Source organism: Brevibacterium sp. 'Marine', from assembly GCF_012844365.1.
Taxonomy (GTDB): Bacteria; Actinomycetota; Actinomycetes; order Actinomycetales; family Brevibacteriaceae; genus Brevibacterium.
In genome coordinates, this window is the sequence record NZ_CP051626.1 from 3868993 (window position 1) to 3894358 (window position 25366).

Genomic DNA, 25366 nt, shown 5'->3' on the forward strand with positions numbered 1-25366 from the left:
CACTCGGATCCAGCCTCCCCGGCTACCGGACGCTTGACGCTGACCTGACCATTCGGCTCCGGCCGCACGGTCGGTCGCTCGGCTCCAGCCGATTGCCGTCGACCATTCGGTTCCAAGCGCCTTGTCGACTTCACCGATCCTCCGAAAGGAACTCGATGACCACCCTTGTCCTTCTCCACTCGGCTCTGGGACGGACGTCCGGAATGGACGCCGTCGCCGAACGCTTCGCACTGGCCGGATATGCCGTCCACACTCCCGACGTCTACGCGGGCAGAACCTTCGACACCGCCGAAGAGGGAGTCGCCCACTCCCAGGAGGTCGGGTTCTCGGGCCTCGTGGATCGGGTGAAGGAGGAGTGCGAGGATCTCGGCGATGACCTCGTCTTCGGCGGGTTGTCGCTGGGAGCCGCACTCGCACAGCAGATGGGCAAGAACGATCCGCGCGCCCGCGGCGTCCTGCTCTTCCACGGCGGCGGATTCCCGAAGCCGACGCGCTGGCAGGCCGGTGTGCCGGTCCAGGCGCATTTCGCCGTCGACGATTCGTGGCGCAGCCCGGGCACGATCGAGACCCTGATGGAATCCGCTGCGAGGGCCGGCGCGCAGGCAGAGTACTTCCTCTACCCGGGCAACACTCACCTGTTCAGCGACCCGACGACACCGGATTACCGAGAGGACAGCGCCGAACTGCTCTTTGAGAGGGCCCTGGCCTTCCTCGACCGCTTCTGAGGTCCTCCAATCACCATCGGGCCACCCCGCAGGCAGGTTGCCTCGCGGTGGAAGCGCCGACCGCTCACGTCAGCGCCGAGCGCTCATGCTGCCGTCGACCGATCACCTCAGCACTCCACCTCCTTGCCGACCGCTCGAGTCAGCGCCGAGCGCTTAACGCATACCTTGGTACAGCGGCGTTGAGTCGAGCGGTCGGCGAAATCAGTCCCTTGCAGATCAGAGCTGACCACCCCCATATGCATTCGTTTGATTCCATTTGCTGAATTCTATTGCCCTTTGACTTATATGAAGGCACACTGTTGTCATGGTGACCATCTTCAGCACCAAGAGACTTCGCAGCCTCGGCTTCGCGCACAAGGACATCGTCAAGGCCCTGCAGTGCTGTCTGCAGAGGGTCCGACGTGGCCAATTCGTCCTCACCCGGCCTTGTGATCAGCAGGCTTACGCCGTGCTGCAGGACGTACACTCGGCATCCTCGACCTCGTACCCTCGGACCTACGGGGACATCAGAGACACAGCCGAAGACCTCAAGTCCCTGATCCGGTCGTACGCTGATGACCGGTTGCCCGACGCTGTCTTCTCCCATGTGTCAGCGGCCTTGTTATATGGTCTCGATCCACCGTTCCCCGCAGTCGACAAGTGCGAGATGATCCGGACCGGAACTCGCCGGAGCAGCGACACTCTCCACATTCGTGATCGGCACCTGCCTCCAAATGACGTCGGTTCGATCGGAGGACTCCCCGTCACGACATTGCTCAGGACCCTCGTGGACATTGCTCGCGAATACGACCCAGAGTTCTCGGTCCCATTGCTCTCGGACGCACTTCGCCGGCGGTTGGTCACCAAAGCAGCACTGCGAACCGCCCTTCCACCGGTCCACCGAGGCTGTCGCACCGCCGCTCTTGCCATCAGCCTCGCGGACGCGAACCACGAGTCAGCAGCAGAATCGATCACTGCCGTCAAGTTCTATCGCTTCGGCATCACCGGAATGATCCCCCAAGTCGAGACCTGCGACGCGGCTGGAAATCTCCTCGGCCGCAATGACTTCCGCCATGAGAAGTACGGCCTGATCGTCGAATGCCACGGTGTCGGAAAGTATTTCATGGGGCGCAACAGCCCCGACGAAGCCAGCAAGAAGAACCATGAACGGCACATCAAGCTGCTCAACGCGGGGTTCCGCATCTTCAATCTCGTCTGGGCGGACCTGTTCCGACCCCATGAGTTCATCAAGATCAAAGCTGAACTGGACACGCTGGCGAAGAGCGAACTCACCCAGCGCAGCGAATGACCTCGACTCCCCTGCCGACCGCTCATCTCAGCGTCGCTGTATCAAGTTATACGCCGCGCGTTCGACGCGGAGTCGAGCGGTCGGCGAGCTGAGCTGCTCTCTCGGCGACAACACGCGCGGTCGAGGCTAGGACGCGCGGTGGGCACTGAGTCGAGCGGTCGGCGAAGTGACTGTGAGCTGAGTTGGTTCGCTCTACGTTGCGGGGGACCGGTCACCCCATGACGAGGCCGTTGTCGACGATGAGGTTCTGGCCGGTCACCGCACGCGAAGCGGGAGAGGCGAAGAACACCACCGCCGAGGCGAAGTCCTCCGGAGTCGTCACCCGTCGCAGTGCGCTGGAGGCGGCGATCTGGTCGAAGACCGCTTCGGGTGTCGCCGAGGAGGCATCCGTGGTGCGCAGCAGTCCGCCGGAGACCATGTTCACCCGCACCCCGGCCGGTCCGAGATCCTTCGCGAACGTCCTCGTCAGCGACAGCAGCGCCGCCTTCCCGGCCGTGTAGTCGTGGTACGGCACGACCGGATCCTGGAACAGGTTGGTGCCGATGTTGATGACGCGGCCGGAACCGAGCTCGCGGAAGCCGTGCATCGCGGCCTGGATCGTGTTGACCGCACCTTCGACCGAACCGCGGAACTGGTCGGCGAAGTCCGAGTAGTCGATCTCGTCGGCCGGCTGGCGCTCGTCGCCGTTGAACGAGAAGTCGGCGAGCGCGTTGTTGACCACAGTGGATACCGGAGCTCCGAACTCGGCGGCCGCAGTGTCGAACATGGCGTCGACGGCGCGGGAGTCGGTGACGTCGGCCTCGATGGCCACGGCGCGCCCACCTCGAGCGCGGACCGCCTCGGCGAGCTCTTCCGCGGCCTCGGCCGAGTATCGGTAGTTGATGACCAGCGCCGCACCCTCCGGTGCGAAGGCCTTCGCGATCGCAGCGCCCAGGCCGCGTCCGGATCCGGTGACGAGCACGACCTGCTCGTCGAGAGGCAGGGCCTCGGAGGTGAATGCCTGGGGGTTGCTCATCGCGTGTCTCCTTCGGACGTCGGTGGGCGGATCCTGACCCCACCATACCCAGGAACCGCACGAGGGAACCGCACGCGCCGGGACGGAGCTGCGCCAGGACGGAGTCGTGCGCGAAGGCAATGTTCGCACCCCCTTCAGCACGGAGCAGATCGCTCCGAGCCGCGCGCATATGCCCCGCGAAACGTGCTCTGAGCGGCATGAGTCCATAGACTGACAAGAAGACCACCGTTGTCCATCCCCAGGAAGTCACCCTTATGAACGAGCTCGGCGCCGGCATCTCCATCGGAGTCCTCGCGGCTCTCGTCGTCTTCGTCATCTACTTCATCGGAGCGAAGCTCGGACGATGGCAGCCCCGGAATCCCAACGGCGGAGCCGGTGCTCAGGGCGGCTACCCGCAGGCACAGTATGGTCAGAACCCCTACGACCAGTCCGGCTACTCCCAGTCCGGTCGCCCGTGGAGCAGCGAGGATGAGACCCGTGTGCTTCCCAACAACGCACAGGGCTACGACGCCCAAGGCTACGACGACGTCGACGCCGATCAGCCGCGGGCCACGAAGAGAGAACTCGCCGCCAACATCCAGCACTCCGGTCAGATGATCGAGGCCAACCGGCGGGCCGCCACCGCGGCCAACGGCGACACCGTCGCAGTGTTCACCTACATCCTCGGCGCCGCACTCATCGCCGTCGTCGCCTTCGTGTTCTTCAACAATCTGCTGCTGCCGGCCACGATCGGTGCGCTGACGGGCGCGATCATCTGCGTCGCCCTGTCGGCGACCTACACGATCAAGCATCTGGACTTCTGGCCGGACAATGCCACGATCTCGATCATCAACCTGCTCGTCGCCCTGGCCGCGTCGATCTTCATGTACATCGGGTCCGTGCAGACGGTGCGCGACAATATCAGCCTGTCCACGATCACCGATTCGTTCGACGCACTGCCCTTCAGCGACGGATTCTCGGCCTTCGCCGTGGCCATCGGCGACCGGGTGGTGACGTTCTTCAAGGACTTCGGCTTCCTCGGCTTCGTGTTCCTGCTGTTCATGGGCATCGGCTGCATCATCGTGTTCACCCTGGCCGCGAAGTCGCTCGTCGACGTCATGGACTGGCGGATCTTCGCCCAGTTCGGCCACAACGTCACCGATCGTCCGATGTCGCATTCGCGTGCCGTGCGCTTTCAGACCTCGAAGGTCTCGCACACCGTGACCTCGCTCGTTCTCGCCGTCATCGCCGTGCTCGCGGCCACAGGATTGCTCTATGACGGCTTCACCTGGTTCACACGCTGAGGAACATCTCAGACACCGGGCGGTAAGATAGGTCCGGAATTCCCCGTCGTGACGCGTCACGCGCGCGCCTCTGCGGCCGATATCGACACCGACGAACGACCCGAAAAGGGATGAGTTACTCAATTGGCGAATGGCAACGCAACATTCCGGCACTCGAACGTGGCCCTGCTCGGCCTGACCGAGACCCTGGCCCCGAACGAAGTGACCTCCCAGGAATTCGACGAACGCCTCGCAGATACGCTGTCATCGCTCAAACTGCCGCAGGGTCTGCTACAACGAGTCGCCGGCGTGTACGCCCGCCGCAACTGGGATGAGCCCCACCAGTTCGCCGCGGGTGCGATCGCGGCCGGAAAGCAGGCCCTCGCCGAGGCGGGTGTCCCTCCCGATGCCATCGGACTGATGGTCAACACCTCCGTGACCCGTGAGCACTTGGAACCGTCCGTGGCCGTCGGCGTCCACGCCGGCATCGGGCTCGGCCCGCAGGCGATGAACTTCGACATCGCCAACGCCTGCCTGGGATTCGTCAACGGGATGACCCTGGCCGCGAACATGATCGACGCCGGGCAGATCGAATACGCCCTCATCGTCGCCGGCGAAGACGCCTCCCGCGTCCAAGACGCGACGCTGCGCCGCCTCAACCGTCCGGAGATCACTCGCGAGGAGTACCTCAACGAATTCGCGTCCCTGACCCTGGGTTCCGGCGCTGCCGCGGCCGTCCTCGGGCCGGCCGACAAGCATCCGGAGGGCCACCGCATCCTCGGCGGGATCACCCGTGCGGCCACCCAGCATCATGAACTGTGCGTCGGCGACCACAACGGCATGTTCACCGACACGAAAGGGCTGCTCTCCGGCGGCATGGAGCTCGTCGTCGCCGCGTGGGAGGAAGCCCACGAGACCGGCTGGAACTGGCGGGAGATGGACCGCTACGTCATGCACCAGGTCTCAGATGTGCACACGAATTCGATCACAAGGGCCGCGAACCTCGACCCCGACCGGATCCCGGTGACCTACCCGGAGCTGGGCAACGTCGGCCCCGCCTCACTGCCCATCACCCTGTCCCGTGAGGCCGAGAACCTCAGACCCGGCGACCGCATCCTGTGCATGGGCGTCGGCTCCGGCCTCAACACCGCCATGACCGAGATCGAGTGGTAGAGACCTTCATGAGATTTCCTGCACGGCCGGCCACGCTTCCCCCGCAGCTGCCCGAGTGGGACCCCGCCTGGTCCCGGATCGTCGAGGCCGCGACCCCTGATGGGACACACGAGTTCCACGTCCTCGACACCCTGCCTGCCCTGACCGCGGCCGGTGTCGAGCCGGCGGGCACGATCGTCGCCCTCCACGGCAACCCGACCTGGTCGTACCTGTGGCGTCGGCTGGCACAGGCCACCGTTGATGCCGCTCGGTCGGGCGGCCGCGCTTGGCGGCTCATCGCCCCCGACCAGCTCGAAATGGGCTTCTCCGAACGGCTCGCCCACTCCTCGATGCCGGCCCCGAAATCCGCCGAGGTCCGGCGGATCGCCGATCGCCTCAATGATTTCGACGCCGTCGTCTCCGATCTGTTCGCCGAGGTGGCCGCCACCGGATCCGCCACCCACCCGATCGTGACGATCGGTCACGACTGGGGCGGAGTCCTCTCGCTCGGTTGGGCAGCCCGGAACACCGATCGTGTGTCTGCGGCCATCAGCCTCAACACTGCGGTCCACCAGCCCGAGGACACCCCGGTGCCTGCACCGCTGCGTGCGACCCTGGCCGGGCCGATGCTGCCGACGGCCACCGTGCTCACCGACGGGTTCCTGCGCGTGACTTTGGGACTCGGCGATCTCGATGCCGAGACCAAGGACGCATTCCGCGCCCCATACCGCACACCTGCGGACCGGTGGGCGATCGGCAATTTCGTCGCCGATATCCCCGTCGATGACACGCATGCCTCCGATCCCGAGCTCCAGCGCATCGGCCGGGACATCGCCGCCTTCGACAAACCGGCGCTGCTCGTCTGGGGTCCGAAGGATCCGGTGTTCCTCGAACGCTATCTGCGGGACCTGCGCCGGCGTCTGCCGCAGGCCGATGTGCATCGATTCGAGACGGCGTCCCACCTCGTCAGCGAAGATCACGATGTGCCCGGTCTCGTCCTCGACTGGCTGGACGCGCAGTTCGATGCGCAGGAAACCACAACCACCCCCACCGAGGCGGCCCCCGCGAAGGGAACGTCCGCGCGGTCGGGCACAGCCGCCTCGGCGAAGGGATCGACTTCCGATGTCGCGGATGACTCCGCCGCCGGCGACGGATCCGCAGATGTCCGCTCGGTGACGGCGATCCTCGATGCGCGCCGTGACGACGAGGCGATCGCCTCGGTCGACTTCGCGCAGAATCCGGCGCAGCAGATCAGCTGGCGCCACCTGTGGCACGTGACGACGTCGATCGCGAGCGGGCTGCTCGACCTCGGCGTACAGCCCGGGGATCGGGTCTCCATGCTCGTCCCGCCCGGCAACAATCTCACCGCCGCGCTCTACGCATGCCTGAAGATCGGCGCGGTCGCCGTCGTCGCCGATGCCGGTCTCGGCCCGAAAGGGATGACCCGGGCGGTCACCTCGGCGGACCCGCAGTGGATCATCGGGGAACTGCCCGGACTCACTCTGGCACGGGCCTTCGGCTGGCCGGGGCGACGGATCTCGGTGAGTCCGCTCGGACCCGTGCGCTCGCGCCTGTTCAAGGCAGAGACGAGCCTGACCGAACTCTCCCGCACCCCGCACCGGGCCGAGCTGCCGACCCCGGCCCCGGATGCCGATGCGGCGATCCTCTTCACCTCCGGTTCGACCGGACCGGCGAAAGGCGTGCGCTATACGCATGCGGACATCTCCGCTCTGGCGGCCGTGCTGACCAGGGTCTTCGACGTCACGGAGGGCACCGGTCTGGTCGCCGGGTTCCCACCGTTCGCCCTGTTGGGCCCGGCCATCGGCGCCACCTCGGTGACACCGGACATGTCGGTGACGAAACCGAAGACGCTCACGGCCTCAGCGATCGCCGATGCGATCATCGCCGGACGGGCGACCATGGTCTTCGCCTCCCCCGCGGCGTACACGAACGTGGCCGCGACCGTCGGCGAGCTCGACGACCAGCAGAGGGCAGCGTGTGCGGGCGTCGAGCTCGTGCTCTCGGCGGGTGCGCCTGTGCCTCTCGAACTCATGGATGCCATCGCCGGAGTGTTCCCGAACGCGTCCATCCACTCTCCTTACGGCATGACCGAGGGGCTCCTGCTCACCGATATCGACCGCGACGGGGTGGCTGCCGCCGCTGCCACCGGCGGTCACGGGGTGTGCGTGGGGCAGCCGATCGACGGGGTCGAACTCGCACTGGCGCCCATCGATGAGTCCGGACGATCGACCGATGAGCTGATACAGGGCGAAGACGCGCGGGGCCGCCTCGGCGAATTCGTCGTCAGTGCCGCCCACATCAAGTCCGGCTACGACAATCTGTGGCGCACCACCGCGGATTCGGCCCGTGATGATCTGCATGGTCTGACCTGGCACCGAACGAACGACATCGGGCATATCGACGATGCCGGTCGGGTGTGGCTCGAGGGGCGGCTGCAGCACGTCGTCACGACGCCGCGCGGGCCGGTGGGGCCCGGTGGGCTCGAGGCGCTCATCGACGCTGACACCCAGGTCAGCCGCAGTTCCGTCGTCGGAATCGGACCCGTCGGCACCCAGGCGCTGGTGGCTGTGCTCGATGCCGAGGGCACAACGCTGTCGCCCGGCCTGGCGCCTTTGGATCTGACTGCACGGCTGCGGGAGAAGATCGCCGAGGCGGTCGGTCATGACCTGACCGCGGTCCTCGTGGCACCCGAATTCCCCACCGATATCCGCCACAATTCGAAGATCGACCGCTCCCGTCTCGCCGCCTGGGCCGACAGCGTCCTGGCTGGTGGGCCGGTGCGGGGAAACGTCTGAGGATGAAATGAGAATCACCGTCACCGGAGCCTCCGGGCTGCTCGGTTCGTCCGTCGCGCGTGCGCTCGTCACCGCCGGTCACGAGGTCACGACCCTGCAGCGTCGCCCCTCGGGGGTCGACGGGGCCACCGATGTGGTGGGTTCGGTGACCGATGCGGCTGCCGTCGATGAGGCCGTCACCGGCGCCGAGGCGGTCGTGCACTTGGCCGCGAAGGTGTCCATGATGGGCAATCCCAAGGATTTCGAGGCCGTGAATATCGGCGGCACCCGCACTCTCGTCGATGCGGCTCGGGCCGCCGGCGTGCAGCGCCTGGTCCATATCTCATCGCCGTCGGTCGCGCACACCGGTGAGTCGATCATCGGCGACGGTGCCGAACCGGCGTCTCCGGAGTTCGCACGCGGCGAGTATGCGCGGACGAAGGGGGCCGGTGAGCGGATTGCCCTGGGCGCGGATTCGCCCGATTTCCGGGTACTCGTCCTGCGCCCCCACCTCATGTGGGGTCCGGGTGACACTCAGCTCACGGAGCGGGTCATCGATCGTGCCCGATCGGGTCGGATGCCGGTGCTCGGATCGGGCGCGGCGCTGGTCGACACCCTGTTCGTCGACAATGCGGTTGAGGCGATCGTCGCTGCGGTGACCGCGGTCGATTCCACCCATGGTGAGGCGCTGGTGGTGACGAACGGTCAGCCGCGACCCATCGGTGAGCTGATGTCACGCATCGCGATCGCCGGCGGAGCGGCAGAACCCAAGCTGCGCATCCCGGTGGCCCCGGCTCTGGCAGCAGGGTCTGTGGTCGAAAAGGTGTGGGAGCTCGGAGACCATGACGACGAACCGCCGTTGACGAGGTTCCTCGCCGAACAGCTGTCGACCGCGCATTGGTTCGATCAGCGGCGGACGCAGGACGTCCTCGGTTGGACTCCCCGCGTCAGCGTCGAAGAGGGTCTGGAGATCCTCGCCGCACACTACGCCTGAGGGTTCCTCCGGAACAGGGGCGATATCACCGGATCAGAGCCGGTACTGCCGGGCTCAGAGCCGGTACTGGTTGTTCTCCTCGGCTGAGGGCCCCTTGCGTTCGGGAGTCTGGGCTTCCTCGCCGTCGTCATCGGCGGGCTCGTCGTCGGCTGTGCCGGCAGACTCATCGGCCTCGTCCGGCATCTTGCCGGAGAGCGCGTCGGCCGACATTCCGGGTTCGCCCGTCGGCGGTGCCTCGAGCGAGGATCCGCTGGCGGATTCGTCGAACTCCTCCGGGTCGAGCGTCGCCGGATCATCGGCCGGTCCTTCGAGCCCCGGGTCGGACGCCGAGGCGGAGCCGCTGTCTCCGGCATCGTCCTGATTGAGCGACGGAGCCGCGGACTCGTCATCGTTCGTCGCGTCGGCGACATCGGCCTGCGGTGCCTCGGTGGCATCGGCCTGCGGGGCGGCGGTGGGTCGGGCGGGGAACGACGGCGGCATCGGCGGAGGCGGCGGCAGTTCGGACGAATCCCCTGTCTGGACGGTCGGCTTCTCAACGGGCCGAGAGGGTTCATCAGCGTCAGCGCCGGTGTCTCCGGATTCGGTGTCACCGCCGGCGTGGGCCTTGGCGGCGTCGGTGTCGCCCGGCTGTGCGGATTCGGCGGAGTCTGTCGGCTCTGCGGGTGCGGCCGGCTGCGGGGAAGCCGCGGGCGCGGCCGGCTCCGCGGTCTTCACGACCACTGCAGGCTTCGCCGACTCGACGGATCGTGCCTCATCCCTCGGGTCCTCGTCACCTTCGGCTCCGTCGGATTCCAGGGAGGAATCTGACTCATTGTTCTGCTCGGCTGCATCGTCATTCGCGTTACGACCGGCTGTGTCGTCGGCCTGCGCGGATGCCTCATCTTCCGTCGTCGCAGCAGACACTGCCGAATCCTCTGCTCCGGACGCCTCGCCCTCGGCGGAATCATCCTCAGCGGCTTCGCCCTCTGCGACCTCCCCCTCGGCAGGAGACGCTGCGGCGGACTCACCGCCTGCCGCTTCTTCCTCGGCGGTTGCCTCCTCTGCATCGGCCCCCTCGAAGCGAGACATCTCCGCGTCGGCGCCCTCCGTGGAAGCCGCCTCAGCATCGGCGCCCTCGGTGGGGGCCGCCTCAGCGGTCTCCGTCTCATCGGACGAGGTCGCCTCGGCGGACTGGGCGGTCGATCCCGGCAGGGCGCCGTCGATGCCTTCGAGGCTCACTCCCGCCTCGGCGGCGAGTCGGGCACGTCGTTCGGCACGAGCCTTCGCCCTCTCGTCTTCGCTCTTCTGCGCCTTCGCCTTGGCCTTCGCAGATTCGCCCTTCGGCTGGGTCGGGCGCACGGCCTCCCAGATGAGCAGGACGACGAGCATGGTCAGGCCGACGATGACGCCCATGAGGATCGAACCCCACGGTCGCGCCATCGCGAAGAAGTCGAAGATGGCGTTCAGGCCGAACATGACGGCCAGGCCGAGGATCAGTGCAACCAGGAATCTCATATCCCCATTGTGCCCTCTCCCGATCCGAGTGCAGGGAAATGGGTGCACTTTCGTGCCGCCGACGCTCCCCCGAGGATGCGCCCCACCTCGGCACAATACTGTGCCATGCGTCACAATGGGCATATGGATACGCAACCCGACACCGCCGCCCCCAGCTACGACGACATCGTCGCCCGCATCGCCGACGATGCCGACGGATTCTGGCTCGAGCAGGCCACGAGCCTCATCGACTGGGTCACCGAACCGACGAAGGCCGTCGACGATTCGAATGCGCCGATCTACCGCTGGTTCCCCGATGGCGAGCTCAACGTCTGCTACAACGCGATCGACCGACATGTCGAGGGTGGCCGCGGCGACCAGGCCGCCATCATCTACGATTCGCCGGTCACCGACACCGTCCGTTCGATCACCTACGCCGAACTGCTCGATGAGGTCTCCCGCTTCGCCCGTGCCCTGGCCGACAAGGGCGTGGCCAAGGGCGATCGCGTCGTCATCTACATGCCGATGATCCCCGAGGCGGCCGTGGCCATGCTCGCGTGCGCCCGCCTCGGCGCGATCCACTCGGTCGTCTTCGGCGGCTTCGCCCCGAACGAGCTCGCCGTGCGCATCGACGACACGGCACCGAAGGCCGTCATCTCCACCTCCTGCGGAGTCGAGAAGAGCCGAGTCCTCGAATACAAGCCGATGCTCGATGAGGCGATCGAGATCGCTGAGAACAAACCGGACTTCACCGTCATCGTCCAACGCGACGAACATCGCTGCGAACTCGGCGAGAACGACCTCGACTACGCCGAACTGCTCGACCAGACACCTGAGGGCATCGACCCGGTGACCGTCAAAGCCACCGACGAACTCTACGTCCTCTACACCTCGGGCACCACCGGCAAACCGAAGGGAATCGTCCGCGACTCCGGCGGCTACGCGGTGGCCGGCGCGTTCTCGATGCCGACCGTCTTCGGGCTGAACCCGGGCGACACGATGTTCACCGCCTCCGACGTCGGCTGGGTCGTCGGGCACACCTACATCGTCTACGCACCCCTGCTCGCCGGCGTCACCTCGGTGCTCTACGAGGGAAAGCCCGTGGGCACACCCGATGCCGGGGCTTTCTTCCGCGCCATCGAGCAGCACAAGGTCAACGTCCACTTCACCGCCCCGACCGCCATGCGCGTGGTGCGCAAGGAGGATCCGAACGGCGAGCTGATCAAGAAGTACGACCTCTCACACCTGCGCGCGGAATTCCTCGCCGGCGAACGACTCGATCCCGATACGTACGAGTGGACGACGACGATCCTCGCCGAGGCGACCGGCCGCGACGTCCCCGTCGTCGACAATTGGTGGCAGACGGAGACCGGTTGGCCGATCACGGCGAACCCGCTGGGACTGACCCGGTTCCCGCTCAAGGCGGGGTCGTCGACGAAGCCGACTCCCGGCTTCCAGGTCGAGGTCGTCGACCCCGGCGGTCAGCCCGTTCCGGCCGGTGAGGAGGGGCTCATCGTCATCCGGCTGCCGCTGCCGCCGGGCACCATGTCCACGGTGTGGGGCGACGACGAGCGGTTCATCTCCTCCTACCTCGCCGCCTTCGACGGCTATTACCTCACCGGTGACTCCGGCTATCTCGATGAGGATGGGTACGTCTTCGTCATGGGTCGCACCGACGATGTCATCAACGTCGCCGGCCACCGCCTGTCCACCGGCATCATCGAGGCGGTCGTCGCCTCCCACCCGGCCGTGGCCGAGGCCGCTGTCATCGGCGTCCACGATGACATGAAGGGACAGATCCCGCGTGCCCTCGTCGTGCTCGGGGATTCCGTCGAGGCGGCCGACCCGGACACCGTCATCGACGAACTCGTGGCGCTCGTGCGCAAGGAGATCGGGCCGGTCGCCGCATTCAAGCGCGTCGACATCGTCGCGGGCTTGCCGAAGACCCGGTCGGGCAAGATCCTGCGCAAGACGATGCGGCAGATCGCCGATGGCGTCGCCGATCCGGCGGTGCCATCGACGATCGAAGACCGCAGCGTGCTCGATGACCTCGGGGCGGTGCTCTCCCGCGGCTGAGCGGTCTCAGGCTTCAGCACGCAGACGCGATTCGGTTACGCGCCGCGCCCCTGTTCGAAGCCCGCGGCGAATCCGCGCTCGAAGGCCTCTTGGACCTCCTGCTCGCGGCTGCGGCGCTCATCGGCCCAACCGAAGGGGTCGAATCCTCGTCGGCCAGGTCCGAAGCCGGGTCCGAAGTTCGGGCCGAACCCGCGTCGTCCGCGGCTTCCCCCGCGACGGCGATCGCGGTCGCCGTGCCCGCCATGAGGGCCGTGATCCCCGTGACGGTCAGGGCCGCCTCGGTGATCATCATGCTCGTGAGGGTGTTCGCGGTCGTGCGGTCCGTCGCGGCGATCCGAGTCGTCTCCGCAGCGCTCGGGTCCGAAGTTCTCGACGATCTTCGACAGCGAGGCCTTGAGGTTCTCGAATTCTTCGGAGGTGAGCACCTCTTCGATGCGATCGCCGACTCCGTCGCGCATATCGCGGAAGCGCTGGCGCAGCTCGTCGGGATCGATGTTCTTCGACGGTCCCCATCCGCCTCGGCCACGCGGAGGGCCGTAGGTCACCGGTTCCTCCGGGTAGGCGGCACCGTCGGCGACGACCTCATCGGAATCCCAGCGGCGACGTCCTCGCCGCATACGCCCGAAGTCGCGAGGATCGAAGCCGGAGTCGGCCGCGGCCGAGCGGAATTCGCGGCGCAGCACGTGGCTGAACTCGCGCAGCAGCTGCGGCAGATCGGTGTCGGTGTCATCGCCCTTGCCGTCGCCGGAATCGGCGCCGTCTGCAGGCTCGTCGCTCACGGGCTCGGCGCGCGCGGAGGAATCACTCTCCGCCGCATCGGCCTTGTCCGCTTCGCCCGGCCGTACGCGATCGGAGCCGAGGCTCGAGGCGTCGCCCGCGACAGTGTTCTCGTCGGTGTTCGGCGAGTCCTCCCAGTCATCGGCACCTGCTGCGCCGGCTCCTCCGGTCGGGGTGGTGAAGTCGTCGTTGTCATCATTGAAGTCATTGTGTGCAGTCATGTCATCTCCTTAGTTGTCATCTGACATGTACATGCAGACTGACATGCAATTAGATTGCATGTCAAGTGGCATGTAAAATCGAATCATGAGCACGAACGATGACATTCAGGCGATCGCCGAGGCGCTCACCCGCCTGCAGTGGCGGCGCGGACCCGGTGGTCCGCGCGGTTTCGGACCTTTCGGCGGGTTCGGTGAGCACGGCAGTCCCGGCGAGCACGGGGTCCCCGGTGAACGCGGCGGATTCGGTGAACGCGGAGGATTCGGTGGCGGTCGGAGCTCAGATGACTTCCCCTTCGGCGGCAAGCGTCATCCCGGCGGACCGTTCGCCGCACACGGTCGCGGGCGTGCGCTCATCCGTCTGCTCGTCTCCCTCGTCCAGGCGGGCACGGCGCTGGGAGTCAGCGCACTCGGCGATGCGATCGGCGTCGATCAGCCGCGCGCGTCCAGGCTCGTGTCCCAAGGCGTCGAGCTCGGCTTCCTGCGTCGCGAGGCAGACCCGGACGATGCCCGGCGCACCCTCATCGCACTGACGGACAAGGGTCGCGCGATCACCAACAGGTTCCGCGGCGCTCAACGCGAGAACGTCGATCAGGCACTGAGCGCATTCACCGAGGACGAGAGAGCACAGTTGGCATCGCTGCTCACCCGCCTCGCCGATGCCTGGCCGAAGTGAGCGCCTCTATCCGTCTGTTCTGACCGGACTGCTGTCCCGGCAGGACGGGCACTCGGATGCGGTGAGCAGTCAGACCTCGGACGCGGCTGTCTGCCAGGCGCCGGATCTCAGCCCTCAGCGAGCTGCTTGAGTCGTTTGAGGGAGGCGAGCAGATTCGCCGTCGTCGTCGACTGTGCGCGCGACAGGCGCTTCGGATCGCGCAGCTCGGTCCAGTCATAGGTGTGACGGACCAGAACCGAGTCGTCCCCGACCGGTTCGATCTCCCACACCCACTTCTGCCCGAAGGGCTCTCCGCCGACCTCAGAGGGCTTCCAGGCGATGAGCCTGCCCTCGGCGAAGTCGACGATGTGGTTCTCGCGTTCCACGCCTTTGGTCAGGGTCGTGATGAAGGAACCGCCGGCCCCCTGCACTCGCTGACCGTCGACGGCCGAGCCGAGGTTGTCGTTGCCGTCCCATTCCGGCTGTCTCTGCGGATCCGCGATGAGTTCGAAGACCGCCTCGGCGGCAGCTGAGATCTCGATCTCGGCAGTGACGACCTTGAGAGCCGGATCGATCGAATCGAAGACGGAAGCGTCAGGGGTCTGGTCGGTCATAGAGTCCTGCCTTCGTGTGTGGTCCAGCCTCGGCGTCGAGTGGACGTGCGGGGTGAATCGGACACGGTCAGAATACACGGCCCGCCGCCTCGGCCCTCGCGGGCGGGAATCCTCGCGTCGGCCCTCGAGGGTGGGAATCCGCCACCTCAGTCCTCGAGGGCGCGGTCCTGCCGTTCGGCGCGCAGCGCGGCCGTGCTGAAGCGGGTGAACATCCGGGAGGAGTCGCTCGACAGCGCCAGCAGCACCGCCACCTGCATGGCGATGGTCGTCAGAGCATACATGTTCGTCGCCAGGTCGCGATCGCCGGTGAAGTAGTTCGTCATCGACACGATCACGGAGATCGTCGAGAGAGTGAGGATCCACAGCCTCGCTCGGTTGCTGCCGCGGAACACCGACGTCGAGGCGATGACCTGCAGACACCCGATGAGGAGGCTGAGACCGACGAGGAATCCCGCGACGATACGCGTTGCCGTGTCGTCGCTGACTGCCGCGATGTCCGAGCTGTAGTCGACGACTTCAGACCGCAGCCCGTTCCAGTCGAGGAGCATGCTGATCACATCCCACGCCTGGAAGAGCAGCAGAACGAGCACAAGGGCGGCCCCGACGACCGTCTGCAGGGGGCGCTGCCGCCACAGCGTCTTCGTCACTTCGGACACGCTGTGTGAATCGGAGTAGATGCGGGTGGCGTCGAGGGCCAGCTCCAAGCGTTCGGGGTGGTCGGCTTCGTCGGCGACCACCTCGGTGACGTCGACGATCGGCAGGTGCCCGTCGGTGATGATCGCATCGCCGCCGCCGTTGCGGGAGTGGTATCCAGTGGAGAAGTCCTTGATCCGATCGACCGAGATCACCTCGTCGGCACCGGTGACCGTATCGACGATGTGGTCGCGTTCGACGTCGGTGTTCTCTTCGATCTTGTGGGTGAACTGGAGAGTGAACAGGGAGATGCCGACGGCTTTGTCGTAGGTTCCTGCGGCCAGCCAATCGGCCTGGTGCCCGCCGGGCAGCAGCCATCCGTGCGGGCATTTCCAGAACCGGACATGGTGACGTTGGCCCGGATCGCCGTCGACTTCCTGCTGGTAGGCGAAGTCCTGACGGCGGCCGAACAGCAGCAGCGGAGAGACCGGCGCTTGCGGGTAGCTGCGCTTCGTCACCGTCGAGCGGATGATCTCCCACGTCGACGCGGGAGTGATGCTGTCGGCAAGGATCCACCCTGCTTCGCGCATCGCATGGTGGATCTGCGCCTCCTCACCACGCCAGGCGAGGTTGACCGGATCGCCGAGCAGACCGTCGGAGGTGCGGGTGCGGCCGATGAAGTAGTTCGGCACATAGATCTGGGACAGGATGCGGTGCAGCCTGGGCAGAGCCAGATAGGACACGACTCCCCAAAACACGAGCAGCGTGAGCACCTGCCACCAGCCGAGGCTGAATCCCTTGAGCAGGATGAGCAGCGCCAACCAGGTCGAGGCCGCGCCGGCGAACAGGAAGAACAGGTAGTCGAGCACCCCGGTGGGCGTGAAGTGGTGTCGTCGATAGACGAACGGCTGCCTCAGCCGCCGCTTCTGCCCGACCGCCGCACCGGCCGCATCCGTTCCGTCCGTAGTCCCGCCCGAAGTCATGGGCGTCAGTTTAGCCAACCGCTTCCAGCGCCCGGAATGCGGATTCCCGTCGTCCTCGGCCGAGGCGGCCCGACCGAAAACGATCAAGCTCGCCCCCTCCCTGCGAGTCGGACTTCACCGAGGCGGCCCGGCCGGAATCGGTCAGGTTCGCCCGGTGCGGGGCGGCTGTTCCCGGCGGCGTCTGAGTGCAGCACGTGCGGTGGCCGCGAGTTCCGGACTGTCGTCATTGCTGAGTTCGGTGATGAAGTCATCACTGTGCTCGCCGGGGATCTCGAGAAGGACTTGGAGCACCCTGAATCGTGCCGTCGTGTCGCTGGAGTCCGCGTGCCGGTGCAGTTCGGTCATTATCCGTTCGCTCATAGCGGCCCTCGGCCCGGCCGCGTCGGCGATGAAGCCGAGGGCCTCGGCCGCCTCGATGTCCCTCGGTCCGTTCATCGCCATGTCGAGCAGCACGGGCACGGCCTTCTCGTCACCTGAACGGCCGAGGGTGAGCGCGGCGATGCTGCGGATATCAGAGTCGACATCGTCGAGTCCCTTGTCCAGTGCCTGACGGATCATCGATGTCGAGCGTGAGTCGAGTTTCTCATCCGGTGTGGTTCTGCGGATCTCGTCGAGGGCGAGCAGTGCATTGCGACGCACTTGGGCCGATGCGTCGTCCATTCCGACTACCACATGGGGCACGGCCTCGGCGCCGGCTTGGGCAAGTGCCCACCGCATGGCCCCAGCCGCGTTGAGCACGGTCTCCTGCAGGACCGCCTGCGAAAGGGCCTCGATCGGCATTCCTCCGTCGACTCCGCTGCCGAGTGCGGCCTTGTGCCGTTGGATGACATCGCCGGATTCGAGAGAGCGCATGAGATCGATGGTGTACAGGAGAGACTCGCCGTCGGCTCGACCGAGCCGAGCGACGGACTGGAGGTGGTCGAGCAGACGCTGCTCGGCCGCGATCCGCTCACGTGCCTGGTCGATGAGGTCCCCGAGCACACTGCCGGGGTCGAAGTCGGGTTCGGACAGCACCCGACCGACTTCGGTCAGAGACATCCCGAGTTTGCGCAGACCTTCGATGTGGAAGATGCGCCCGATGTCGGCATCGGAGTACTCCCGGTAGCCGCCAGGCGTCCGCTGGCTGGGCGAGACGAGGCCCAATGATTCGTAGTGGCGCAGCATGCGTGCGCTCACACCGGAGCGCCGGGCCACTTCGCCGATGAGCATTGCCACCTCTTCTCCGCTGTCAGCCACTCTATGCCGCAATAGTGGCCCTCCGGGTGCAGTGTTCCGAAGTTCTTCGATGCCTGGGACCTTTCGGACGTCGCTCAACGGCCGCAGGCGGACTTCGCGCAGGTGCTGGAACAGCGCCCTGAAGGAAGGGATCCGAGACCTCGGCCGTGTGCCGGCGGGCTTGCCCCACCCGTCGGCACACGCACGATCGGACCTTCCCTGTGCCGATCTAGACCGTGGCCTCGGACCCCAGTGCGACCACCCGCTTGGCTGCGTCCAAGGCGTGGGCGAAGCCGGCATCCGGGTCATCGAACATGTCCCGAGTCGCCATGGCGTGAGCCCGCACTGTGTCGTCCTCTGCATGAAGCCTCTCATCGACCACTGACACGAGATCCTCGCCGAGGGACACAATCGCTCGGCTGAGGCTCTTCTGCATCTCGAGATCTCCTCGCCCCAACTGCGACATCAGGGCGGATGCCAGTTCTCCGCGATTGTCACCGGGCACAAGGGCAACGGCGGCTCTCCACGCACTGCGGGCCACCTCGGTATCGGCATGGGCGATGAGGGCGGTGCCGATCCGGGCCGGGTCCATGGCCGGCCAGGCGCGGACGTCACCGATCTTCGACAGGGTGTGCAGGGATTGGCTGATCGCCTGCGGCAGCGGCGAGTCGAGTTCAGCGATGAGGCGGGGAACTGTGTCGTCGGCGGGCAGCCGAGTGAGCGCCCAGGTGAGCATGTCGCGGACGAAGAAGTCCGGTTCGATGCGGCACCGGGCGATGAGCACGTCGAGGTCACGGGGTTCGGCCCGTGTGCCGATGGCCATCGCCGCTTGCAGGCGCTGCTGCGGGGTCGACGCACTCAGCGCGTCGATCATGGGGTCGCCGGTGCCGCCCCGAAGATTTCCGGTGTCGCTCCGAACGCCGCCGCCGGTCTGTTGGTCAGCCTCGGTCGGGAGTTCCGGTCCGCGAGCCTGGTGGTGCCCAAGTGGATGTGTCATGGTCTCCACCTCCTTGTCACCCAGTGAAGACCCTGACATCGTGTCAAGGTCAAGGAGGCTGGACTCGCTTCCTTCTCATCCTCAGCGCGGAGTCTCAGCCTCCGCTCGACCAGCCTCCGCTGACTGGAGCAGTGGTGCTCGGACCGGGGCCGCCGTCCGAGTCGGAAGCGGAGGATGAGGATCCGATCGACGAGGAGTCCGAGGTCGGCGATGAGCCCGTCGACGATGATTCCGCAGAGAGGAAGATGACGGCGACGAGGATGCCGGCAATGGTCAGGATGCCGACGGCGACGAAGGAGAAGACCACGATGAGGCAGGTCATCAGAGGTGGGCGGTTGCTGCGCCGAACGATTCTCACCATGGTTCAAGCCTAAGCTGTGCGGAGCCATCCGAGACGAGTCCACGCTCGGCTCCGCTCGCACCCTCACCGCCGCCCGTCCGTGACCTTTCTGTGACAAAAACCTCGGCATGGTCTCATGCGTCCTTAAGTTTGTTGCATTATCGTTATATTCATGCCTCGTCTGACCTCATCTCGCAAGGGCCGCCGGTCCGTGCTCACTGGTGCCCTGATCGGGCTCGGGGCAGCAGTGATGGCATTGATCGTGGGCGCCGTCATCATCCTCAATTCCCCCATCTCGTTCGGTTCCACGAAGATCAGGCAGATGCAGATGGCCTCGGTCAGTCAGCTCAGTCAGCAGCAGATCGACAACGCTCGACTCATCATCGGCGTCGGCCGCGGCGGCAACTTCGATGACCACGCGATCCGCATCGCCCTCATGACGGCCTTGCAGGAGTCCTCGCTGCGCAATCTGGATTCCGGCGACCGTGATTCGGTGGGCCTGTTCCAGCAGCGCCCCTCCCAGGGATGGGGCGAGCCCCATCAGCTCACCGATCCCATCTACGCGACGAAAGCCTTCTACGGGATCAACCCCGAGGTCGAGAACCCCGGTCTCAACCAGATCGACGGTTGGGATGCGATGTCACCGACCGAGGCGGCACAGTCCGTGCAGCGCTCAGCTCTCCCCGACGCCTATGGGCAGTGGGAATCCTTGGCCGATGACCTCCTCGGCACTCAGGCCGACGTCGAAGCCCTCGACTGACGCGCCGGCAGTCCGGGGCCGAAGCCGAGGCGGCCGCGGCTGCCTCACGGTGCCCGATATCGCATGACCACGCCCGGTTGTCCGGTAATCTGCACTCATGGCTTCCATTCCCGATTCCGTTCCCGTCAATGACGAGGTCGAGCAGCTCCTGCTCAATCCCGAGGACCATCTCGAAGCCATCACCGAGACCGCCGACCTCTTCAAGGCACTCGCCACACCCTCCCGACTGAAGATGCTGCTCGTCCTCACCCACGGCGAGGCCACGGTCACGCACATCGTCGAGGCGACCGGACTGTCCCAGCCGCTGGTGTCCCAGCACTTGAAGTTCCTCCGCGGGCTCCACCTCGTCGGCGTCAATCGAATCGGCCGCGAAGCCTACTATTCGCTCAAGGACGACCACGTCGCCCACATCATCGTCGACGCCATCGCCCACACGATCGAGGCCCACGAACACTGAGTTCCACCCGGGGCGCTGCTTCCGCAGCGATTCCCTCGCCGAGGCGGCCCGCCGTTCCCCGGCTCGCCGACGCGGCCCGCGACACCGGTTCGAGTCCGACGGCTCTGCGCTACCGACGTCGACGACGTGTCAGGGCCTCCGGTCCCCCGCCGACGATCCATACGATGAGGGCCACGAGCACGGCGCCGATCCACTGTCCCGACTGCAGCCGTTCCCCGGCGATGAGGGATCCGAGCACCACCGCCGACAGCGGCTGCAGCAGCATGAGCGCCGCGGTCATCGGCACGGGCACCAGCGGGCTGGAAATGCTCAGCAGCACCCACGACAGCGCCTGACCGCAGACGGCCAGGGCGATCATCCAACCCCAACCGGCCCAGCCGAGGTCGAAGTCGAGTCCGCCGAGAGTCAGCCCGGCCACGGCGGTCATCACACCGGCGGCGATCGTGCCCACCTGGACCGGGGCGACGACGAAGTCTCCGGCGACCTTCCGACTGTGGTGGATGCCGAAGATGTACACGCCGTAGAGCACACCGGACAGCACCCCGAAAATCGCTCCCCGCGTCGGATTCGCCGCCGTCTCATCGGCACCGAACACTCCTCCGGTCAGCAGCATGCCGATGATCATGACCGGCACGCAGCCGATGAACAGCCAGCCCGGCCGATCTCCCCCGAAGGCCCACACCAGTGCAGGGAACACGATGACTTGGACACTGATGAGGACCGTGGACACACCCAGACCGGCGTCGAGCACGCTCTGGGCCCACAGCACATAGTCGATGCCGAGCGCCGCACCGGATACCGCCGCGATGAGGATCGCCTTCGGCGGAAACCGTCCGTGTCGACGCAGCTCGAGCACCGCCAACGGAGCGAGCACAACGACCGCGATCCAACACCGCAGGAAAGCGGCAGTGGGGGCGGTCGCCTCGGCGAGGATGACGAAGAGCCCGGCCGACCCGAGCAGAACGGCCGCGAGGATGACGCCGAGCACCGGCAGGGCCTTCGGGGGCGGAGGCGGCCCGCCCGCTCGCACATCCTCGGCGCTCATCGGTCCACCATAGCGGGACTCATCTCACGACATTCAGGGCTCATCCCATGAAGTCGAGGATGCGGTCGATGGCTTCGGCCGTCCGGTCCGCTCCGACGGCCAGCGACAGGCGCACCGACCTGGATCCCTCGACGGAGTCGAAATCGTCACCGGGGGCGAGCGCAACGCCGGTGGCCTCGAGCACCTGCTCACACCACCGGCCGGAGGTGGCCAGACCCGCGCGGTCGAGGATGTTGTCGACGCGGGCGTACATGTAGAAGGCGCCGTCGGGTGGGGCCATCTCGCCGAAGCCGAGGTCGGCAGCGGCGTTCAGCACATGCTCGCGGGCCCCGGCGAATGAGGCCACGGCCGCTTCGCATTCGGCATAGGACTCATCGGCGAAGGCCGCAACCGCCGCGTACTGTGCCGGAACCGGGGCGCACAGGGAGAGATTTCCCGTGACGTTCTGGGCCGGGGCGACGAGCGCTTCGGGCAGGATCGCCCAGCCGAGGCGCCACCCGGTCATGCCCCAGTATTTGGAGAACGAGGAGATGACGATGGCAGTGTCGTCGTGGGCGAGTGCGCATTCGCCGCGGGTGCCGATGTAGCTGATGCCGTGGTAGATCTCATCGGAGATCACCTGCACCCCGTTGTCTCGGCACCAGTCGACGATCTGCCCGAGTGCCTCGGGGCCGATCATCGTGCCCGTCGGGTTCGCGGGTGAGGCGAGCATGAGCCCCTTGAGCGGGGCCTTCGCATGGGCGGCGGCCAAGAGGTCGACGGTGGGCTGGAACCCTTCGTCGGCACCGCAGTCGAGTTCGACGACCTCGCAGCCCAATGCAGCGAGGATGTTCTTGTACGCGCCGTACCCGGGCCGGGCCAGAGCCACCCGATCTCCGACGTCGAAGCAGGTGAGGAACGTCGTCTGGAACGCTCCCGACGACCCGGTCGTCACGGCGATGCGGTCGGGCGCGATGTCGAGTCCGTACCAGTCGCGGTAGTGGGAGGCGATGGCCTCGCGCAGTTCGGGGATGCCGAAGATCGGCGAGTATCCGAGTCCCGTACCGTCGTTCATGACTTCGGCGGCGCGGGTGAGCACTGGGCTGGGCGCGCCCTGGGTCGGTTCGCCCAGGCACATGGCGATGGTGTCGCGGCCGGACCGCTGCATCTGACCGACGGTGGCGACGATGCCCATCGCTGCGAAGGGCTTGACGAGCCCGGAACGGGCGGAGGCGGCCGGGATGGTTTTGGCGGAGGCGGCCGGACCGGAAACGGCGGAGGCACGGGTGGTGAGGTCCGCCTCGGTGGGGGTGGATGAGGTCATCGGTTCACTTCTTCTCACGCGGGAGGCGGCCGAGGGTGTAGAACTCCGGGTTCGGGAGCATTCCGGAGATGTGGGCCATGCGGTTGGACAGCCCGAAGAAGCCGGTGATCGCGGCGATGTCCCAGGCGTCTTCGGCGTCGAATCCGTGGTCGGCAAGCCTCTGGTGGTCGGCGTCTCCTACGGCCCACGGCTCTTCGCAGACCTTCACGGCGAAGTCGAGCATAGCCATCTGACGTGGGCTGATATCAGCCTGGCGGTAGTTCGTGGCGACGACATCGGCGATGAGCGCGTCCTTCTGGAAGATCCGCAGCATCGCCCCGTGCGCGACGACGCAGTAGAGGCAGTGATTGATCGCCGAGGTGGCCACGACGATCATCTCCCGATCGGCTTTGGTCAGGTTCCCCGTCTCCTTCTCCATGAGCGCGTCATAGTAGGCGAAGAAGGCGCGGAATTCGTCCGGTCGGCGGGCCAGGGCGAGGAAGACGTTGGGCACGAAGCCCGACTTCTCGGCGACCTCGAGGATCTGGGTGCGGATGTCATCGTCGACGTCGTCGATGTCAGCAAGTGGGTATCGCATATCACTCATGCTAGCCCGGGTGGCTCGGGCTGCGTCGAGCCCTCTCGCCGTGAGGGCAGGTGGCGGTGTGCGCCCGTGAGATGCCCAGACGGAGCGGTGCGAGCGATACAGTGAAGGCGTCAGGTCCGTCCCGGCTTCCGCCGCAGGCCGTTCGCGCATCGAAGGAGATCACCATGACCGCAGACAATGCAGCAGACACCGGTTCGACCGGCGAGGTCCAGCTCGACAACGGCGTATTCCGGGTGACCAAGTGGACGATCCGGCCCGACGGCGTCATCCCGATGCACAAACATGAGTATGAGTACGTCGTGGTGCCGATGGTCACGGACACGATGCTCGTGCGCAATTCGGATGGCACCGAGATCCGTGCCGAACTCGAGGCCGGAGTCTCCTACACACGCCCGGCAGGGTCCGAGCACGAGGTCTCGAATCCCGGAGGCAGCGCCGACGTCGTCTTCGTCGAGGTCGAACGCCTCTGAGGCGGCGGGCGGGCACTCCGTGAGGAGGAATCAGCCTCAGCGAGTGGGGATCTCCCACGTATGGACGGGCTTGCCGGTCGCCTGGTTCGCCACATAGGCGTCCATCATCGCCGTGATGCCCTCAACGCGTTCGGGTGAGTCCTGTCGGCTTCCGGGAGCGAGGCTCTCGAGGGCTTTCAGCTGCCAGGTCGCACCGTTGATGCGGCGCTCGGCGCGGCCCTCGATGATGGACATGTATTCGTCGATGACGTCCTTGTCGATGTTCAGTCGCGCCAGTCCGCGCCTGGCCTGAGGCGCAAGCACATCGGTGACGAGGTCGGCCACGCCGATGCGCCCGATCTTCGGCCACGTCACGCGCGCCTCGATCCCGTCCTTGGCACAGGCGTTGAAGTTCTCCTCCGCCTCGGCGAACGACATCCGCGACCACACGGGACGGTTCTCACCGACGAGGAACTCGGCCAGTCCGTAGTAGAATGCCGCATCGGCAACCATGTCGACCGGGGTCGGGCCGGCCGGCAGCAGCCGGTTCTCGACACGGATATGGGCGCCGCCGTCACCGGAGTTGTAGATGGGCCGGTTCCACCGCCACACGGTGCCGTTGTGCAGATTGAGTTCGAAGAGCTTCGGAGCGTCGGCGGCACGGAATTCGACGAAGTCCTTGATCTCCGGCAGCAGCGGCGGGAAGTAGCGGACGTTCTCCTCGAAGAGGTCGAAGACGCTGGTGATCCACCGTTCGCCGAACCATACGCGGGGTCGCACACCCTGGTTGACCAGTTCGGGTGTGCGGGTGTCGATGGACTGCGCGAAGATCGGGATCCGGGATTCGTGCCACAGCTTGCGGCCGACGAACAGCGGCGAGTTCGCTGCCATCGCGACCTGCGCCCCGGCGATCGCCTGCGAGGCGTTCCACGCATCGGCGAACCGGTTCGGCGCCACCTGCAGGTGCAGCTGCATCGACGTGCAGGAGGACTCCGGAGCGATATCGGCGAACTCCGCCTTGTACCGCTCTTCGCGACCGAGTTCGATGCGGACGTACTCGCCGCGGGCGTCGATGACCGAGTTGCTCAGCGCCTCGTACCGGTTCTCCTCGGTCATCCACTTCTCGTCGGTGAGGAACTCGGTGGTCAGGGTCGGCAGGGTACCGATCGACACCGCCTTGAGTCCGTCCTCCTCGGCGGCCTTCTGCGCTTTCTCCAGGCGGTGGGCGACACCGGCTTCAAGTGTTTTGAGGCCACGGCCCGCGACCTGAAGCACCGGGTGGTTGAGTTCGAGGTTGAACGCGCCGATCTCGGATTGGTACTCGTCATCGAGTCGGGCGAGCACTTCCTTGTTCCGCAGGCTCGGCTGATTGCCGTCGCCGACGAGATTGAGCTCGAGTTCGAGCCCGATCGTGCCCGCCGATTTGAAATCCGCATGGCGAAGGTAGGTATCGAAGAGCTCGAGATTCTCTGCGAGCTTCTCTCGATACAGTGTGCGTTCTTCCGGCGTGTACCGCTTCGAGCTGACTGCCTCACCCATAGGACAAGCAAACCA

The 25366-nt window shown here is 66.3% G+C and carries 23 protein-coding genes; 11 read left to right on the forward strand and 12 right to left on the reverse strand.

Features of this window, described 5'->3' with window-relative positions; translation table 11 throughout:
• Positions 1-155: 155 nt before the first annotated feature.
• Entirely contained in the window at positions 156-725 is a 570-nt protein-coding gene (locus HF684_RS17325; protein WP_169253498.1) for a dienelactone hydrolase family protein, read from the forward strand.
• A gap of 304 nt (positions 726-1029) precedes the next feature.
• A complete protein-coding gene (locus HF684_RS17330) occupies positions 1030-2013 on the forward strand; it encodes a hypothetical protein (protein WP_248279015.1) in 984 nt (327 codons plus the stop codon).
• Positions 2014-2224: 211 nt separating this feature from the next.
• Here HF684_RS17330 and HF684_RS17335 read toward each other — a convergent pair whose 3' ends face one another.
• On the reverse strand, positions 2225-3028 hold the full coding sequence (locus HF684_RS17335; protein ID WP_169253499.1) for a 3-oxoacyl-ACP reductase: 804 nt from the start codon (positions 3026-3028) through the stop codon (positions 2225-2227).
• A 254-nt stretch (positions 3029-3282) separates the two neighbouring features.
• On the opposite strand from HF684_RS17335, the gene HF684_RS17340 reads away from it, so the two are divergent.
• From HF684_RS17340 to HF684_RS17355, 4 genes are all read left to right on the forward strand, one after another.
• A complete protein-coding gene (locus HF684_RS17340; protein WP_169253500.1) occupies positions 3283-4311 on the forward strand; it encodes a hypothetical protein in 1029 nt (342 codons plus the stop codon).
• A gap of 123 nt (positions 4312-4434) precedes the next feature.
• The gene (locus HF684_RS17345; RefSeq protein ID WP_169253501.1) at positions 4435-5463 is read left to right on the forward strand and encodes a 3-oxoacyl-ACP synthase III; all 1029 of its coding nucleotides are present in this window, start codon (positions 4435-4437) and stop codon (positions 5461-5463) included.
• An 8-nt stretch (positions 5464-5471) separates the two neighbouring features.
• Positions 5472-8258 carry an alpha/beta fold hydrolase gene (locus HF684_RS17350; protein ID WP_169253502.1) on the forward strand — a complete coding sequence of 929 codons (2787 nt, stop codon included), beginning with the start codon at positions 5472-5474 and terminating at the stop codon, positions 8256-8258.
• 7 nt (positions 8259-8265) lie between these two features.
• Positions 8266-9231, forward strand: a complete 966-nt coding sequence (locus HF684_RS17355; RefSeq protein ID WP_169253503.1) for an NAD-dependent epimerase/dehydratase family protein — start codon at positions 8266-8268, stop codon at positions 9229-9231.
• Positions 9232-9285: 54 nt separating this feature from the next.
• Here the strand turns inward: HF684_RS17355 and HF684_RS17360 are convergent, their stop codons facing one another.
• Entirely contained in the window at positions 9286-10725 is a 1440-nt protein-coding gene (locus HF684_RS17360; RefSeq protein WP_169253504.1) for a hypothetical protein, read from the reverse strand.
• A gap of 123 nt (positions 10726-10848) precedes the next feature.
• Here HF684_RS17360 and HF684_RS17365 point away from each other — a divergent pair, with 123 nt between their 5' ends.
• A complete protein-coding gene (locus HF684_RS17365) occupies positions 10849-12780 on the forward strand; it encodes an acetate--CoA ligase (protein WP_169253505.1) in 1932 nt (643 codons plus the stop codon).
• Between the two features lie 35 nt (positions 12781-12815).
• Here the strand turns inward: HF684_RS17365 and HF684_RS17370 are convergent, their stop codons facing one another.
• Positions 12816-13778 carry a hypothetical protein gene (locus tag HF684_RS17370; RefSeq protein WP_169250776.1) on the reverse strand — a complete coding sequence of 321 codons (963 nt, stop codon included), beginning with the start codon at positions 13776-13778 and terminating at the stop codon, positions 12816-12818.
• Between the two features lie 85 nt (positions 13779-13863).
• Here HF684_RS17370 and HF684_RS18870 point away from each other — a divergent pair, with 85 nt between their 5' ends.
• Positions 13864-14451 carry a MarR family winged helix-turn-helix transcriptional regulator gene (locus tag HF684_RS18870; protein ID WP_248279016.1) on the forward strand — a complete coding sequence of 196 codons (588 nt, stop codon included), beginning with the start codon at positions 13864-13866 and terminating at the stop codon, positions 14449-14451.
• Between the two features lie 107 nt (positions 14452-14558).
• On the opposite strand, the gene HF684_RS17380 is transcribed toward HF684_RS18870, so the two are convergent.
• The 5 genes from HF684_RS17380 to HF684_RS17400 all read right to left on the reverse strand — a co-directional run bounded on the left by HF684_RS17380 (position 14559) and on the right by HF684_RS17400 (position 19233).
• Entirely contained in the window at positions 14559-15044 is a 486-nt protein-coding gene (locus tag HF684_RS17380) for an SRPBCC family protein (protein WP_169253506.1), read from the reverse strand.
• A 146-nt stretch (positions 15045-15190) separates the two neighbouring features.
• Positions 15191-16660: an LssY C-terminal domain-containing protein gene (locus HF684_RS17385; protein ID WP_169253507.1), complete on the reverse strand. Its 1470-nt coding sequence runs from the start codon at positions 16658-16660 to the stop codon at positions 15191-15193.
• Positions 16661-16801: 141 nt separating this feature from the next.
• Positions 16802-17896, reverse strand: a complete 1095-nt coding sequence (locus tag HF684_RS17390; RefSeq protein WP_248279017.1) for a MerR family transcriptional regulator — start codon at positions 17894-17896, stop codon at positions 16802-16804.
• Positions 17897-18104: 208 nt separating this feature from the next.
• Positions 18105-18872: a HEAT repeat domain-containing protein gene (locus tag HF684_RS17395; RefSeq protein WP_248279018.1), complete on the reverse strand. Its 768-nt coding sequence runs from the start codon at positions 18870-18872 to the stop codon at positions 18105-18107.
• A gap of 94 nt (positions 18873-18966) precedes the next feature.
• Complete coding sequence (locus HF684_RS17400) at positions 18967-19233, reverse strand: hypothetical protein (RefSeq protein WP_169253508.1); 267 nt, start codon at positions 19231-19233, stop codon at positions 18967-18969.
• A gap of 151 nt (positions 19234-19384) precedes the next feature.
• Here HF684_RS17400 and HF684_RS17405 point away from each other — a divergent pair, with 151 nt between their 5' ends.
• The gene (locus tag HF684_RS17405) at positions 19385-19972 is read left to right on the forward strand and encodes a peptidoglycan-binding protein (protein WP_348981399.1); all 588 of its coding nucleotides are present in this window, start codon (positions 19385-19387) and stop codon (positions 19970-19972) included.
• A gap of 97 nt (positions 19973-20069) precedes the next feature.
• Complete coding sequence (locus HF684_RS17410) at positions 20070-20429, forward strand: metalloregulator ArsR/SmtB family transcription factor (RefSeq protein WP_025777104.1); 360 nt, start codon at positions 20070-20072, stop codon at positions 20427-20429.
• A gap of 109 nt (positions 20430-20538) precedes the next feature.
• Here the strand turns inward: HF684_RS17410 and HF684_RS17415 are convergent, their stop codons facing one another.
• The 3 genes from HF684_RS17415 to HF684_RS17425 are packed head-to-tail and all read right to left on the reverse strand — an operon-like array spanning position 20539 to position 23354.
• The gene (locus HF684_RS17415; RefSeq protein WP_169253509.1) at positions 20539-21474 is read right to left on the reverse strand and encodes a DMT family transporter; all 936 of its coding nucleotides are present in this window, start codon (positions 21472-21474) and stop codon (positions 20539-20541) included.
• 40 nt (positions 21475-21514) lie between these two features.
• On the reverse strand, positions 21515-22777 hold the full coding sequence (locus HF684_RS17420; protein WP_169253510.1) for an aminotransferase class I/II-fold pyridoxal phosphate-dependent enzyme: 1263 nt from the start codon (positions 22775-22777) through the stop codon (positions 21515-21517).
• Between the two features lie 4 nt (positions 22778-22781).
• A complete protein-coding gene (locus HF684_RS17425) occupies positions 22782-23354 on the reverse strand; it encodes a peroxidase-related enzyme (RefSeq protein ID WP_211168023.1) in 573 nt (190 codons plus the stop codon).
• Positions 23355-23527: 173 nt separating this feature from the next.
• On the opposite strand from HF684_RS17425, the gene HF684_RS17430 reads away from it, so the two are divergent.
• A complete protein-coding gene (locus HF684_RS17430) occupies positions 23528-23833 on the forward strand; it encodes a cupin (protein WP_025777100.1) in 306 nt (101 codons plus the stop codon).
• Positions 23834-23869: 36 nt separating this feature from the next.
• Here HF684_RS17430 and HF684_RS17435 read toward each other — a convergent pair whose 3' ends face one another.
• Positions 23870-25351 (reverse strand): glutamate-cysteine ligase family protein, encoded by a 1482-nt coding sequence (locus HF684_RS17435; RefSeq protein ID WP_169253512.1) that lies wholly within the window; start codon positions 25349-25351, stop codon positions 23870-23872.
• Positions 25352-25366: the final 15 nt, after the last annotated feature.

What these genes read in the sequence shown, in the direction of transcription:
- HF684_RS17325 (WP_169253498.1), top strand. Translation starts at nt 156, where the DNA reads ATGACCACCCTTGTCCTTCTCCACTCGGCTCTGGGACGGACGTCCGGA.
- HF684_RS17330 (WP_248279015.1), top strand. Translation starts at nt 1,030, where the DNA reads ATGGTGACCATCTTCAGCACCAAGAGACTTCGCAGCCTCGGCTTCGCG.
- HF684_RS17335 (WP_169253499.1), bottom strand. Translation starts at nt 3,028, where the DNA reads ATGAGCAACCCCCAGGCATTCACCTCCGAGGCCCTGCCTCTCGACGAG.
- HF684_RS17340 (WP_169253500.1), top strand. Translation starts at nt 3,283, where the DNA reads ATGAACGAGCTCGGCGCCGGCATCTCCATCGGAGTCCTCGCGGCTCTC.
- HF684_RS17350 (WP_169253502.1), top strand. Translation starts at nt 5,472, where the DNA reads ATGAGATTTCCTGCACGGCCGGCCACGCTTCCCCCGCAGCTGCCCGAG.
- HF684_RS17355 (WP_169253503.1), top strand. Translation starts at nt 8,266, where the DNA reads ATGAGAATCACCGTCACCGGAGCCTCCGGGCTGCTCGGTTCGTCCGTC.
- HF684_RS17360 (WP_169253504.1), bottom strand. Translation starts at nt 10,725, where the DNA reads ATGAGATTCCTGGTTGCACTGATCCTCGGCCTGGCCGTCATGTTCGGC.
- HF684_RS17365 (WP_169253505.1), top strand. Translation starts at nt 10,849, where the DNA reads ATGGATACGCAACCCGACACCGCCGCCCCCAGCTACGACGACATCGTC.
- HF684_RS17370 (WP_169250776.1), bottom strand. Translation starts at nt 13,778, where the DNA reads ATGACTGCACACAATGACTTCAATGATGACAACGACGACTTCACCACC.
- HF684_RS18870 (WP_248279016.1), top strand. Translation starts at nt 13,864, where the DNA reads ATGAGCACGAACGATGACATTCAGGCGATCGCCGAGGCGCTCACCCGC.
- HF684_RS17380 (WP_169253506.1), bottom strand. Translation starts at nt 15,044, where the DNA reads ATGACCGACCAGACCCCTGACGCTTCCGTCTTCGATTCGATCGATCCG.
- HF684_RS17385 (WP_169253507.1), bottom strand. Translation starts at nt 16,660, where the DNA reads ATGACTTCGGGCGGGACTACGGACGGAACGGATGCGGCCGGTGCGGCG.
- HF684_RS17395 (WP_248279018.1), bottom strand. Translation starts at nt 18,872, where the DNA reads ATGACACATCCACTTGGGCACCACCAGGCTCGCGGACCGGAACTCCCG.
- HF684_RS17400 (WP_169253508.1), bottom strand. Translation starts at nt 19,233, where the DNA reads ATGGTGAGAATCGTTCGGCGCAGCAACCGCCCACCTCTGATGACCTGC.
- HF684_RS17405 (WP_348981399.1), top strand. Translation starts at nt 19,385, where the DNA reads ATGCCTCGTCTGACCTCATCTCGCAAGGGCCGCCGGTCCGTGCTCACT.
- HF684_RS17410 (WP_025777104.1), top strand. Translation starts at nt 20,070, where the DNA reads ATGGCTTCCATTCCCGATTCCGTTCCCGTCAATGACGAGGTCGAGCAG.
- HF684_RS17415 (WP_169253509.1), bottom strand. Translation starts at nt 21,474, where the DNA reads ATGAGCGCCGAGGATGTGCGAGCGGGCGGGCCGCCTCCGCCCCCGAAG.
- HF684_RS17420 (WP_169253510.1), bottom strand. Translation starts at nt 22,777, where the DNA reads ATGACCTCATCCACCCCCACCGAGGCGGACCTCACCACCCGTGCCTCC.
- HF684_RS17425 (WP_211168023.1), bottom strand. Translation starts at nt 23,354, where the DNA reads ATGCGATACCCACTTGCTGACATCGACGACGTCGACGATGACATCCGC.
- HF684_RS17430 (WP_025777100.1), top strand. Translation starts at nt 23,528, where the DNA reads ATGACCGCAGACAATGCAGCAGACACCGGTTCGACCGGCGAGGTCCAG.
- HF684_RS17435 (WP_169253512.1), bottom strand. Translation starts at nt 25,351, where the DNA reads ATGGGTGAGGCAGTCAGCTCGAAGCGGTACACGCCGGAAGAACGCACA.